We start from the raw sequence: 13,600 nt of genomic DNA, 5'->3' as shown, positions 1-13,600 counted from the left end.
CGCTTAGGCGCTCTTTTTGTATCAAGAGTATCAATATCTAACTTTTTTCATAGACCGTAAAATTTAATTGATACTGGTTTTTATCATCGCTAGGACGAAGTTCACTCGACATTTTTTTCCAAACATTGAAATCATATTCAGGAAAATAGGTATCACCATCGATATCGGCGTCTATATGAGTAATATACAGCCGCTGTGCCGCCGCTAAGCAATATTGATAGATTGCTCCTCCACCTATCACCATAACTTCTTCTACATCGTTTACTAAAGCTAATGCGGCATCGACAGAACTAACAACATCAACACCTTCAGCTTGATAGTTACCATCGCGTGAAATAACAATATTTTGTCGGCCTGGTAGAGGTCGACCAATAGACTCATAGGTTTTTCGTCCCATAATAATCGGCTTACCTAAAGTCGTTTTTTTAAAATAAGCTAAATCAGCTGGTAAGTGCCACGGCATAGCATTATTTTTTCCGATCACACGGTTATTGGCATGCGCCACTATCATTGAAAGTATGGTCATAAAGTTTATTTATTGTGAATATATGGCTAAATTTGGCAATATTATACGTTATTACAGACAACAAAAAAGGTGCAATTGTCTGACAACAAATGCACCTTCTAATTAACCTCAGTTCGGCTTATTTACGATACTCGACTTCAACATCGTAATCATCTTCATCCCAGTCTTCATCATCAAGATCATCTTCCAACTCTGCAATAGCGTCTTCATGATAAGTATCCCATTTAAATTCAACGGTTTTACCATCAATTGGTGTCTCTTCTTCTTCTGGTGGTAAGGCTTCAATAAAGCTCATTACCCCCTGACACAAGTCTTCAGTGCCAGTGCGATTGAAAGCAGAAATACTGCGAACTTCACCTTCCCAGCCTAAACCTTCAATAACACGGTCAGTAATTTCTTTTGCTTCTTCTTCAAGCAGTAAGTCTAACTTATTGAAAACCAGCCAACGTGGTTTCCCTGCAAGTTCTGCAGAATGTGTCTCTAGTTCAGCAGCAATAGTTCTAGCATTTTCTAATGGATCAGAACCATCTACCGGCATCACATCAACGACATGCAATAAAATACGACAACGCTCCAAGTGTTTAAGAAACTGTGTTCCTAAGCCTGCCCCCTCTGCCGCACCTTCTATTAAGCCTGGAATATCGGCAATAACAAAGCTACGTTGAGAATCTAAACGTACCACGCCTAGATTAGGCACTAAAGTGGTAAACGGGTAATCGGCTACTTTCGGCTTAGCAGCTGAAACACTGCGAATCAAAGTAGATTTACCTGCATTAGGTAAACCAAGTAAGCCAACATCGGCGAGCAATAACAACTCAAGTTTTAGGTTACGTATTTCGCCGGGTGTACCATCAGTTTTCTGACGTGGAGCACGGTTAGTACTACTTTTAAAGCGAGTATTACCTAAACCATGCCAGCCACCTTTAGCGACTAATAATTTTTGATCATGGTGAGTCAAATCACCTAATTGCTCGCCAGTGTCAACATCAGCAGCACGAGTACCAACGGGAACTTTTAGATATAAATCTTCAGAACCTTTACCCGTACAGTCTCGACTGCGGCCATTTTCACCACGTTTCGCGCGATGAAATCTTTCAAAACGGTAATCGATTAGTGTATTCCAGCTTTCATCAGCAATTAAGTACACATCGCCGCCATCACCGCCGTCGCCGCCGTTTGGTCCACCGAATTCAATATACTTTTCTTTACGAAAACTAACTAAACCATTGCCACCGTCGCCGGCTTCTACGCGAATCTCTACTTCATCTACGAATTTCATGGTGTTTTTAAACACTCCAAACTTTATTTTCTGCTACGTATTATAAATGATTTATTTCAATTAGGTTTGAACAATGTCATTTTTTATACAATTTGTAACGAATAGTCATAAATTCAACCAACATCATTAATTAACTGATCTACTTTACACGTAGGAAAACACTCAAATATAAGGCATTTATTTTAATAATTAGTCTATTAACTATTAAGCAACGCAGTAGTCGGCTGTTTCAACCAGTTGAAATGATCAGATAATTAGTTAGATTGGTATTAGTTGCAAAAAAAAACCCTGCGTAACAGCAGGGTTTTATAAGTTTGCGTATTACTACTCAGCGATAATGCTTACAAACTTGCGGTTTTTAGGACCTTTTACTTCAAATTGTACTTTACCGTCTGATAAAGCAAATAAAGTGTGGTCTTTACCGATACCCATGTTATCACCAGCGTGGAAACGAGTACCACGTTGACGAACAATGATGTTACCTGCTAAAACAGCTTCGCCACCAAAGCGTTTAACACCTAGGCGTTTAGCTTCTGAATCACGACCGTTACGTGTACTACCCGCAGCTTTCTTATGTGCCATTGTAAATCGCTCCTAGTTAGCCGTTGATGCCAGTAATTTTCACTTCAGTGAACCATTGACGATGGCCCGCTTCTTTACGTGAATGCTTACGACGTTTAAATTTAACAATTTTAACTTTGTCAGCGCGACCTTGGTTTACAACCTCAGCCACAACTTTACCACCAGCAATGTAAGGCGCGCCTACATTGATGCTCTCGCCATCGGCGATCATTAAAACGTTTTCGAATTCTACTGCAGCACCAATTTCAAGTTCAATTTTCTCTAAACGAACTGTTTGGCCTTCAGTTACACGATGCTGTTTACCACCGCTTTGGAATACCGCGTACATAGCTACTCCGTACTGCGCCATCATCTATGGACGACGCTTAAATTTAAAATTATAGGGCGCGAATTCTACGCGAAGAAATCGGCGAGGGCAAGTATAAAAGCAATGATTTATTATTATTTTTATATATCTTGAAACTTCTCGCTTGGAAAACTTCTATCGTCATGAATTTCGTGTAAAATTAGTCTGTGAAATCGCCAGTATTCTAACACTAAAGTCCATTTAAGGTAACTCGTTACGCTTTATGAATATCAAAAATATCCAAACATTAGCTCACCAAGACATGACAGCAGTCAACGATCTTATCTTTTGTAAACTGCATTCTGATGTTGCCCTTATAAATCAATTAGGCGTATATATTGTTAATGGTGGTGGTAAGCGTATGCGACCGTTGCTCACGGTACTTGCTGCTCGTGCAATAGGCTATCAAGGTAGTGAACACTTACAACTCGCTGCAATTGTTGAGTTTATTCATACCTCAACACTCTTGCATGATGATGTTGTTGATGAATCTAATATGCGTCGTGGTCGTGAAACCGCTAATGCTATGTTCGGTAACAGTGCCAGTGTACTCGTCGGTGATTTTTTATATTCACGTTCATTTCAAATGATGAGTGAGCTAAATAACCTAAGAATTATGGACATTCTATCAGATGCAACCAACATCATTGCTGAGGGTGAAGTATTACAATTAATGAATTGTAATGATCCAGACACCACTGAAGATAGCTATATGCAAGTTATTTACTGTAAAACAGCGAAGCTATTTGAAGCAGCAACACGACTTGCCGCCGTGATTGCCAATCAAGACCAAGCAACAGAATTAGCAATGTTAAATTACGGTAAACATTTAGGTACTGCTTTTCAGTTGGTTGATGACATTATGGATTACACCGCTGACGCACAAGAAATGGGCAAAAATGTCGGTGATGATTTAGCTGAAGGTAAACCAACATTACCGCTGTTATATGCCATGGAACATGGTAATGAGCAGCAAAAAATCATGATCCGCAACGCCATTGAACATGGTGATGGTATGGATCACCTTGATGATATTCTCGCAGCCATGAAGCAAACAGGCTCGTTAGTTTACACTCAGAAGAAAGCAGAACAAGAGGCTGATAAGGCGATTAATGCCATCGCTATGTTGCCGGAATCAGAACACAAGCAAGCCTTGATTGCCTTGGCACATATTGCTGCGAACCGTAGCCACTAAATCTGATAAGCAACAGTGAAGCTTTTCGCTTTCTGTTGCTTAATGCCATGCTATTCGTGCATAGCATGTTTATCTCGTTCGAGAATATCACTAGTAGCCCATTGCTATCTTCTGTAAATTATCCCCACTGAATTATTTTCATGTATGGAATAAAACATGACCGCCAAACCCAATACTCATTGCCTAAGCATCAACCAAAATAATTTTGGCCAATTAAGTAATGGCAAAAATGTACAACTTTTCACTTTATCCAATATCCAGGGCACTGCAGTTAAAATTACCAACTATGGCGGTATTATTGTCGCTCTAAACACACTCGATAAACACGGCATGTCAGCTGACATTGTGCTTGGTTATGATGATATTAGTGCTTATGAAACAGATCCCTACTACTTCGGTGCCATTATTGGTCGTTATGCTGGGCGGATTGATCAGGGGCTATTGTCAATTAATGGTAAAAACTATCAACTGAGTATTAATAATAGCGACAACCAACTCCATGGCGGTTTACAGGCATTAAACAAACAGCTATGGCAGGCAACAACACAAAGCACAACTGAAAAAGTTAGCCTAATACTGCAACATAGTAGCCCAGATGGTGATAATGGTTTTCCGGGCAACGTTGACTTCAAAGTCAAATACAGCCTAAACAATAACAATGAATTCTCCATTGAATATTTTGCCACGACAGATAAAACCACGGTAATCAATCTAACTCAGCATAGTTATTTTAATTTAGCTGGACACAATTCGGGGGAAATTTATCAACACCAAATTCAAATAAACGCGGATCACTTTTTACCCATGGATGAACGCGTTTACCCGACCGGCGAAATTCGAAACGTTAACAATACCCAGCATGACTTTCGTCAATTAACCGCTATTAATAAGCATATTAACAATGATGATGAGCAAATAACCATTGCCAAAGGTTTTGATAATTATTGGTTAAGTAATCATAACGCTATCACTAAAGCAGCATTTCTGGCCAAAGCATTTGAGCCAAAATCAGGCAGACAACTAACAGTCTATAGCGACCAACCTAGCTTAGTATTCTATACCGCTAATTACATTGATGGCAGCCAAATAGGTAAGGGAAACTTTATTTATCAAAAGCATGGGGCATTTTGTTTTGAGCCGCTTCGCTTAGCCACTCAGCGTTCCGGGGCAAATATTAACAACACCCTACTTCAGCCTGAAGCGCCTTTTTATAGTAAAACACGCTTTGTTTTTCAGACTCACTCTTAGCTGTAAACATATTAAGCGCTCAAGGTATTTATCTTTAACAAAGTGCAAGTACTAGACTTTTATCTCAGGCATAAAAAAGGCAAGCTTTACGCGCTTACCTTCAATGATCAAGACTATGTCAGTACTGATTTATTTAATCTTGTACTGAGACACCTAATAACAAACTAATATCTTTAGTGATCTCAGCAATACGATTAACATCCGTTGGTGCAATAAAAATGGTGTCATCGCCAGCTAGCGTACCGAGAATACCTGTTGATTCACCTAAACTATCTAACATTCTTGATATCAATGGCGCTCCACCAATACCTGTTTTCAAGATAATTTGCATATTATTATGTTTAACACTGATCACAACCGACTGGATCGCTTGCTTTGACTTAGGTACCGCCAATTCATCAGGTAGAATATACACCACCTGCTCACTTGCATTGCGCATTTTTACCGCGCCAAGTTTCGATAACAAGCGTGATATTTTCGCTTGCGACATATTTTTAAAGCCTTGCTCGGCAAGTGCATTCGCTAACTGACTTTGTGAACCATAGCATTGCTCTTTTAATAGCGCTTTAAATGCTAAGATTAATTCTGCTTCATTTTTTTTACGACTTGTGGTCATTATTTAGCTCAAAACGGAAATACCTAAGCTCTATTGTATAAAATAAAAAAAAATTCAGCCATTTTTTATTTTATCCCTCATCATTATTTAACAACTTGTCGGCGCTGCTCGGTTAATCCCATCGCTAAAATAAATGGATTTTGTTTTTGTTGAGCAATAAAATCAGCCTTAGTTTGTAAATTTAACCATTGATGCGAAATTAAACTTTGCGCTACGGCGCCCCCTAGCGTTGCGCCAGGACCTAAAATAATTAACTTATCAGGCGCAAACTCTTTAATCGCCACCTCTATCGCTTTAGAAAAATTGTAAGGCGCAACCACTTGGGTATCAAGTGTATAGTTATATAATTGCTCAGTGTCACAGCTATACGGTTGCCATACTTGTCCTAAACCATCAATTAATGGCACTTTCGGCGTAGTGAACATATCTGCTGACAGTTGAGCCAATGCTTGCTCAGAAATATCTTTTAGCAATGGTGTATGAAAAGCCGCATGATTAAATAAATTCATTGGGTATCTATCTTGCACCACAGGTAGTAATGCTTCTAGTGCTTTTAAGCCAAGCTTATTACCACCAAAAACAATATAACCACCTAAGTTAATCGAGACATAAACCTCACAGCCGCTTTGCTGATTAGCTTGAGCTAACCATTGCCTGACTTGTTGCTGCTTTTCGTTATCAATTTGCCAATCGTCATTAATAATAGGATAAATCATCTGACCACCGACTAAGCCGTCGGTCATCATGGAGCCCATAGTATTAATTAACTCAATGGCCTGCTTTGGTGCTAAAGCTTCAGCAACAGCCAAGGCGATATACCAGCCCATCGAGTTACCTGTCACTGCAACAATATCAAATTCATCTTGATTAATGGCTTGGTAGTCAGCTAAAGCACAGGCATAGATCAACGCAGAAGCGTTTTCACCGGCGGTGTGCACACGCATATTATAGTTTTCCATGTTATCAAGCTCTGACACTTTCACTTGCCCTTGACGGTCCCGGTAATCGTCAATTAGTGAAATTATTTCAGTTTTATCACTATGTAAACGCTGTAAATACCCAAGCTCTTCTTTATTGTAAGTACCGCGGCCGGGACAAATAACCACAGCACGCTGCTTAGTATTATTTACTGGTGTGTTTTTTGACAAACTCATTGGCATACCTCCATTGCAGCAGCAATAATTTTATCGACCGACGGCAACACTTCATAAGCCGCGGCGCCTAACGGAATAAAACTATCACTGGCAGTAACACGTTTTATTTTTGCCCCTGCGCTAGCTTGTTCATGAATTAAGGTCACCAAAGCTTCACTGATTGAACCCGTTTGACGGCATTCATCAACAATCAATACATGCTCGCAAGCATTCACTTGTGCCAAAATGCCTTGTTCATCAAGTGGTGCTAACCAACGTAAGTCCACCACTCGGGCATCAATGCCTTGCTGTGCTAATTTATATTGCGCTTGGCGAGATAAATAATTGCCATTACCATACGTTAAAATACATAATTGCTTACCTGAGCCAGCAACTTTAACCCCTAAATCCATATTATTACTTTGCAATGCCGGTCGTTGATACTCATACGTCCATAAGCCATCACCCTCTTGATGTAAATCTTTAGTCATATACAAAGCAATAGGCTCTAAAAAAACTACCATCCGCTGCTGCTCTTGGGCTAAACGTACGCTCGTTCGCATCATTTCAACCGCGTCAGCACCATTCGATGGACAAGCAATAATCAGACCTGGAATATCACGAAAAACAGCAAACGAATTATCATTATGAAAATGACCACCAAAACCCTTTTGATAAGCTAAACCAGCAATACGGATCACCATAGGGTTGGTAAACTGACCATTGGAGAAAAATGGCAATGTGGCGGCTTCACCACGAATTTGATCTTCCGCATTATGAACATAAGCCAGAAATTGAATTTCAGGTATTGGTAAAAAACCATTATGAGCTAAGCCAATAGCGGTACCTAAAATCGTTTGTTCATCTAATAAAGTATTAATTACTCGGTTTTTACCAAAGCGCTCGCATAATTTCGCGGTCACATTATACACACCACCTTTTTTGCCAATGTCCTCTCCACACATGACTATGTTTGGATACTCAGCCATTAGGTCCATCAGCGCCCAATTAATCAGCTTGGCTAAATGCTGTTTTTTAGCGAGGTTATGCTTTTCATGTTTAAAAATTTCTGCCCGTTTTTCTTCACTCACCACAATAGAGCTGCGCGCTTTGCTAATGTTTGGAACAATGCTAGCCATAACCGCATCAGCAGAGGTAAGTTTTTCTTTACTGGCAGCATTGTCAGCAATAACCGCAATTCGCTGTTCAATATGTTGATAAATTTCAATTAAAGCTTCTGAAGTTAAAATATTGTTTTCTAGTATAATACGCGCTGTGTGTAATAACGGATCCTGAAATTCTGTGGCACTAATATCAGCCAGTTCACGATAAACAAACTCGGCATCAGAGCCCGCATGTCCTAATAAACGTACCGTGCGAACATGCAAAAATACCGGTTTACGCATTTCACGTGCAATACGCTCTGCCTCTTTCGCAGTTTTATAAGTATCTAAAATATTTAAACCATCACAATAAAGATAAGTTAGACCGGCTCTATTTTTATAATTAGCCGCGATCCAACCTGTCGGTGTCGCCGTTGAAATACCAATACCGTTATCTTCACAAACAAAAACAATTGGCATAGGGATCGACTGATAAGCGGCCCAAGCCGTACTATTTATCGCTCCTTGTGTCGTCGAATGGTTTGATGAAGCATCGCCAAAGTTACAAATAATTACGCCGTCACTCGGAATTTCGCCTTGATGCGCTAAACGTTTCGCTAACGGAATACTGTAAGCTGCACCCATTGCTTTGGGTAAATGTGAGGCTATGGTACTGGTTTGTGGCGGTATCGATAGGGCTTTACTGCCCAACACTTTATGACGCCCGCCCGAAATAGGATCATCCTTTGAGGCCGCAAATGATAACAACATGTCATATAACGACGTTTGCCCTGGTACTTGCTTACCCCGTTGAATAACAAATGCGCCGCTACGATAATGTAAAAAAGCCATATCCGTGGCACGAAATGCCTTAGCATAAGCGGCATTACCCTCGTGACCAGAGCTACCAATGGTATAAAAGCTCTGACCTTTTTTTTGCATCACACGTGACTGCAAATCAAGGTGTCGGCTCATCACTTGCGTTTCAAATAAATCGATAACATCAGTAGCTGATAAGCCAACATCCGATGGCGTTAAGTTAATTGATGATTCAGGTAAAGTACGGGCACGGACAAAATTGATAAAGTTTTCTTTCACCAATTGATTACGATCAGACATCATAGCTCCACGAAGTGTTTTTACTTTTACTTTTACTGCGGTTAAAAATAACGTTGCTAGGCATTTTGTACCTAGCCAACAGGCAGAAAAAAAGGCGTATTTACAACGCCTTTTTTATTTAACTTAGAAGAAGGCTTGCAAGCCCGTTTGCGCTCTACCAAGAATCAAGGCATGAATGTCATGTGTGCCTTCGTAAGTGTTAACGGCTTCAAGGTTCATCATATGGCGAATCACATGAAATTCATCAGCAATACCATTACCGCCATGCATATCACGAGCAATACGAGCGATTTCTAACGCTTTACCACATGAGTTACGTTTGATCAGTGATATCGCTTCTGGTGCCAATTCGCCTGCATCCATTAAGCGTCCGACTTGTAAACAAGCAAATAGCCCCGTAGTAATATCCGTTTGCATATCCGCCAGTTTCTTCTGTACTAACTGTGTTGCCGCTAATGGGCGACCAAACTGTTCACGGTCTAAGGTATATTGGCGAGCAGCATGCCAACAAAACTCGGCCGCACCTAATGCGCCCCAAGCAATGCCATAACGCGCTTTATTCAAACAGCCAAAGGGTCCTGATAAGCCTTTTACATTGGGTAAAATATTTTCAGCAGGGACAAAAACATTATCCATCACGATTTCACCGGTAATCGACGCACGCAATGAGAACTTACCTTCAATTTTCGGCGCACTTAACCCTGCCATGCCCTTTTCTAGGACAAAGCCACGAATAACGCCATCAAGTTTGGCCCAAACAACAAAAATATCAGCTACCGGAGAGTTAGTGATCCACATTTTATTACCTGTCATGCGGTAACCTCCTTCAACAGCCTTAGCGTGAGTTGACATACTTGCAGGATCAGAGCCTGAATTTGGCTCTGTTAAGCCAAAACAACCAATGTATTCACCGGTTGCTAATTTCGGTAAATACTTCATGCGCTGCTCTTCACTACCATAAGCATAGATAGGATGCATAACCAGTGATGATTGCACACTCATGGCACTGCGATAACCACTATCAACACGCTCAACTTCACGGGCAACTAAACCATAAGTAACGTAATTTACGCCAGCACAGCCATATTTTTCTGGCAGCGTAGCGCCTAATAAGCCTAGTTCACCCAGTTCACGCATAATTTCAACATCAAACACTTCATTACGATTCGCCTCTAAAACGCGTGGCATGAGTTTTTCCTGGCAGTACTGATGAGCGCTATCACGGATCATGCGTTCTTCTTCTGACAATAAAGAATCAAATAAAAGTGGATCTTGCCATTTAAACGACGGACGGTTTACACTGCTTGAATTAGACATGAAATTACCTGTTATTAGCTGGTGAAAATGAAAGTGCCAAAATAATAAGCAAATATCAGCCAAAGTTAAAATATTCTTTTCCTTTATCTGCTATAGTTTAAAGCTATAGGAGAACCGATAAAGATAACTATGGATCTAAAATCACTCAATTATTTTATTTCAGTGTATGAACTTAAAAGCTTCAGTGCGGCGGCAAAAGCTTGTTTTATTGCTCAACCTTCAATCTCATCAGCAATAGCACAATTAGAGCAGCAACTTAATGTTCAGCTTTTTATTCGCCACGCACGCGGGGTTACGCCTTCTGAACAAGGTGAGAAACTTTTCCCATTGGCTAAACAGCTACTAGGTCAAGCCGGTGCAATTAAAAGCTTTTTTTCAGAAAAAACCAGCAAACAGCCATTTAATTTGGGCGTTACTCGTGGCTTAGGTGTTGAGCGTATGAGCTTATTACTGAAAGACTTTACCGCGGCAAAGCCTTTTGTTGAGCTCACCTTAGTGCCACATACCGAAAAAGTAGACGCACGTATTATTTTAAAAGATGAATTAAACGAGAATGAACAGTATATCGACATGTGGCAAGAAGATTACTTATTAGCTCTACCTTATGATCACATACTGGCATTTAGCGATAGCATCGCCTTGGAGCAGCTTGATGGCCTGCCCTTTATTCAGCGCACACCTTGCAGTGCTTGGAGTCATCTACAAGACACTTTAGCGTTAGCAGGCATCAGCCTTGACGTACGAGCCAAAATCACCACCATTGATTATGCATTGGGCTTAGTTCATGCGGGATTAGGCTGCGCATTTTTACCTGCACACAGTGAAATTATTAAGCAAAGTGATGTGGTTTTTCGACCAATAACCGGCTTACAATTGACCCGGGAAATTGTTTTAGCCTATTCAGAATCATCGAAAACTATTAATAGTTTAAAGCGCTTAGCACGTAAACATGCGAATTAAGCGCAGTCATACACTTGATAACTTACCTAAAAGATTAACTAATATGCTTACACTTTTTAAACACTTTATCGGCCTTTAGCTATGCCGCAATATCCTGACATTTGTTAACATAACACTTCAAAATAATAACAAGAATAAAATTATGATAACTGGCAAACGCAAACAACAAAGGTTTCATTATGCAAGCTAAGTGCTTCACCGTTCTCATAATGATAATGCTATCAACCAGTACTTTTTTTACTGTCGCCAATGAAAAAATTCCCGAAAATGAAACAACGGTATTTAACGAAACCTTTAGTTGGCAAGTGATGGCCAACGTATCTGCCATTTATAATCCGTCATTACTAAAAGGCCAAGATCAAGAAGATCCCTTTGATTATGTTCGCGCTTCATTATTACTTGATGTCTATTACAAAGGCTTTTTCATTCAGTCCAATCATCGCCGCGCTTCAGGATTACTGCAAGGCTCAGAGTTAGGTTATCAGCTGATAGTTACACCTGACTGGGAATTCGACATTATCAGCAAAACCTATATTTCAAGTTATAACCCAAAAGATATTATTGAAAATGCTAATAGAGATATCCCCACCCTAAGCAATCTTAAAGAACGCTCTTCGGGTGAAGGTGTTGGCATACGTTACTCTAGATATCATCGCAACTCGGTATTTTCGGTCGATTTTGCCACCTTAGCACCATTAAGTGATGCCAATGGCTGGATTGTCGATATTTTCTATAGCTATGTATTACCTTATCGCAATTGGGATATCTATTTAAATGCCGGTTATACCCATTATTCTGAAAAAGTCATGGATTACTATTACGGTGTTAATTCAGATGAGATTACTAGCGCACGGCCTTTTCATAAATCCGATGCCGGTAATCGCCTACAATTAGAACTATTTGCCCAACACCCTATTTCTGAAAAATGGTCTTTTTCAGGCGGTATAAGTCACAGTTATTACTCAAAAAGCACTATAGAAAGTCCATTGGTTGACACTCAACATATCACTCAAATCATGTTAGGAGTGATATATGTCTTCTAAATGGGACATAGGGATTGTCTTACTCATATACTTTTCCTGTACGACTGTTAATGCCGCAACTATAGAGAACTCAGCGACAATTAAGGTTAGCGGACTATCGGCCATGCCAACAAAATGCATCACACTCACGCAAGGACGACAATGTTTTGCTACCGTAACATTACGCTGGCAAGCGCCGGTCAAAGGTAATTATTGTATTTATCAGGTTGGGAAAAACAAAGCGCTAGACTGTTGGTATAATCAACAGCAAAATACCACCACTTTTGAGTTTGAATCCAGTAAAACGGTACAATATAAACTCGTTGCCTATGACCAAGAGCAAACAATAGCTTACACCCATATCGAAGTCAGTTGGGTGCATAAAGCTTCGCCAAGAAAACGTCGCTGGCGTTTGTTTTAAGAGAATGATTATGAATGATAAATCACAACGAATTTTATTAGTTGAAGACGACCTAACATTAGGCGATTGGATACGTGAATATCTCACCGAACAAGGCTTTACGGTCATGCATTGTACACGTGGTGATGAAGTATTGCCTTGCTTAGAAACATTTTCTGCCGACTTGGTATTACTTGATGTGATGTTACCGGGTTTAAATGGCATTGAAGTTTGTCGTCAAATCAGACAAAAAATGCCAATTCCTATCATTATGTTAACAGCACGCGCTGATGAGTTTGACGAAGTCATCGGTTTAGAAGCCGGTGCAAACGACTATGTTATCAAGCCGGTACGTCCACGTGCTTTATTAGCTCGTATTTCTGGCGCGTTAAAACAAAGTACTGTTACAGTTGAGACTTCTTCTGACATACAACACGGTGAACTGCTCATTAATATCGAATCTAATCGAGTTACCTACCAAGGAAATGAAATAGAATTATCAACGAGCTTATTCGCCTTCTTATGTTTTTTAGCTCGCCATGCTGGCGAAGTTGTTGATCGAGATACCGTATTTAAAGCATTGAAAAATAGAGAATATGACGGTCAAGACCGTCGATTTGATGTTATGTTATCCACACTACGTAAAATATTTAATGACGACCCGCAAAAGCCGCAGAAATTCAAAACAGTGTGGGGTAAAGGCTACCTATTTGTTGCTGATGCTTGGTGTGATAAAGAAGAGCAAACCAGTTAA

Annotated in this window: 14 protein-coding genes; 6 read left to right on the top strand and 8 right to left on the bottom strand. The window is 40.1% G+C overall.

Annotation, left to right across the window (positions count from 1 at the left end; genetic code table 11):
- Nucleotides 1-37: 37 nt before the first annotated feature.
- From folA to rplU, 4 genes are all read right to left on the bottom strand, one after another.
- On the bottom strand, nt 38-526 hold the full coding sequence (folA, locus tag FGD67_RS15425; protein WP_373567781.1) for a type 3 dihydrofolate reductase: 489 nt from the start codon (nt 524-526) through the stop codon (nt 38-40).
- 118 nt (nt 527-644) lie between these two features.
- Nucleotides 645-1,805, bottom strand: a complete 1,161-nt coding sequence (gene cgtA / locus FGD67_RS15420; protein ID WP_257171995.1) for an Obg family GTPase CgtA — start codon at nt 1,803-1,805, stop codon at nt 645-647.
- 324 nt (nt 1,806-2,129) lie between these two features.
- Nucleotides 2,130-2,387, bottom strand: a complete 258-nt coding sequence (rpmA, locus tag FGD67_RS15415; RefSeq protein WP_077285539.1) for a 50S ribosomal protein L27 — start codon at nt 2,385-2,387, stop codon at nt 2,130-2,132.
- Nucleotides 2,388-2,403: 16 nt separating this feature from the next.
- Nucleotides 2,404-2,715, bottom strand: a complete 312-nt coding sequence (gene rplU / locus FGD67_RS15410) for a 50S ribosomal protein L21 (RefSeq protein WP_077285540.1) — start codon at nt 2,713-2,715, stop codon at nt 2,404-2,406.
- Between the two features lie 241 nt (nt 2,716-2,956).
- On the opposite strand from rplU, the gene ispB reads away from it, so the two are divergent.
- The gene (gene ispB, locus FGD67_RS15405) at nt 2,957-3,928 is read left to right on the top strand and encodes an octaprenyl diphosphate synthase (protein WP_257171994.1); all 972 of its coding nucleotides are present in this window, start codon (nt 2,957-2,959) and stop codon (nt 3,926-3,928) included.
- Between the two features lie 156 nt (nt 3,929-4,084).
- Nucleotides 4,085-5,176 (top strand): aldose epimerase family protein, encoded by a 1,092-nt coding sequence (locus FGD67_RS15400; RefSeq protein ID WP_257171993.1) that lies wholly within the window; start codon nt 4,085-4,087, stop codon nt 5,174-5,176.
- Between the two features lie 133 nt (nt 5,177-5,309).
- Here FGD67_RS15400 and argR read toward each other — a convergent pair whose 3' ends face one another.
- From argR to FGD67_RS15380, 4 genes are all read right to left on the bottom strand, one after another.
- Nucleotides 5,310-5,792: a transcriptional regulator ArgR gene (argR, locus tag FGD67_RS15395; RefSeq protein WP_257171992.1), complete on the bottom strand. Its 483-nt coding sequence runs from the start codon at nt 5,790-5,792 to the stop codon at nt 5,310-5,312.
- Nucleotides 5,793-5,875: 83 nt separating this feature from the next.
- Entirely contained in the window at nt 5,876-6,946 is a 1,071-nt protein-coding gene (locus tag FGD67_RS15390; RefSeq protein WP_257171991.1) for an ACP S-malonyltransferase, read from the bottom strand.
- Nucleotides 6,943-9,147 (bottom strand): dehydrogenase E1 component subunit alpha/beta, encoded by a 2,205-nt coding sequence (locus FGD67_RS15385; RefSeq protein ID WP_373567780.1) that lies wholly within the window; start codon nt 9,145-9,147, stop codon nt 6,943-6,945. The genes FGD67_RS15390 and FGD67_RS15385 overlap by 4 nt, the downstream gene beginning before the upstream one ends.
- Before the next feature lie 123 nt (nt 9,148-9,270).
- The gene (locus FGD67_RS15380) at nt 9,271-10,464 is read right to left on the bottom strand and encodes an acyl-CoA dehydrogenase (RefSeq protein ID WP_257171989.1); all 1,194 of its coding nucleotides are present in this window, start codon (nt 10,462-10,464) and stop codon (nt 9,271-9,273) included.
- Between the two features lie 129 nt (nt 10,465-10,593).
- Here FGD67_RS15380 and FGD67_RS15375 point away from each other — a divergent pair, with 129 nt between their 5' ends.
- The 4 genes from FGD67_RS15375 to FGD67_RS15360 all read left to right on the top strand — a co-directional run bounded on the left by FGD67_RS15375 (nt 10,594) and on the right by FGD67_RS15360 (nt 13,600).
- On the top strand, nt 10,594-11,424 hold the full coding sequence (locus FGD67_RS15375; protein WP_257171988.1) for a LysR family transcriptional regulator: 831 nt from the start codon (nt 10,594-10,596) through the stop codon (nt 11,422-11,424).
- 179 nt (nt 11,425-11,603) lie between these two features.
- Entirely contained in the window at nt 11,604-12,467 is an 864-nt protein-coding gene (locus FGD67_RS15370) for a MipA/OmpV family protein (protein ID WP_257171987.1), read from the top strand.
- On the top strand, nt 12,457-12,867 hold the full coding sequence (locus FGD67_RS15365) for a DUF3019 domain-containing protein (protein ID WP_257171986.1): 411 nt from the start codon (nt 12,457-12,459) through the stop codon (nt 12,865-12,867). Before FGD67_RS15370 ends, FGD67_RS15365 begins: the two co-directional genes overlap by 11 nt.
- A gap of 10 nt (nt 12,868-12,877) precedes the next feature.
- Nucleotides 12,878-13,600 carry a response regulator transcription factor gene (locus FGD67_RS15360; protein ID WP_257171985.1) on the top strand — a complete coding sequence of 241 codons (723 nt, stop codon included), beginning with the start codon at nt 12,878-12,880 and terminating at the stop codon, nt 13,598-13,600.

This window comes from Colwellia sp. M166 (genome assembly GCF_024585285.1).
Taxonomy (GTDB): domain Bacteria; phylum Pseudomonadota; class Gammaproteobacteria; order Enterobacterales; family Alteromonadaceae; genus Cognaticolwellia.
The sequence above is the reverse complement of the archived record's forward strand: the minus strand, read 5'-3'. Positions and strand labels throughout refer to the sequence as shown.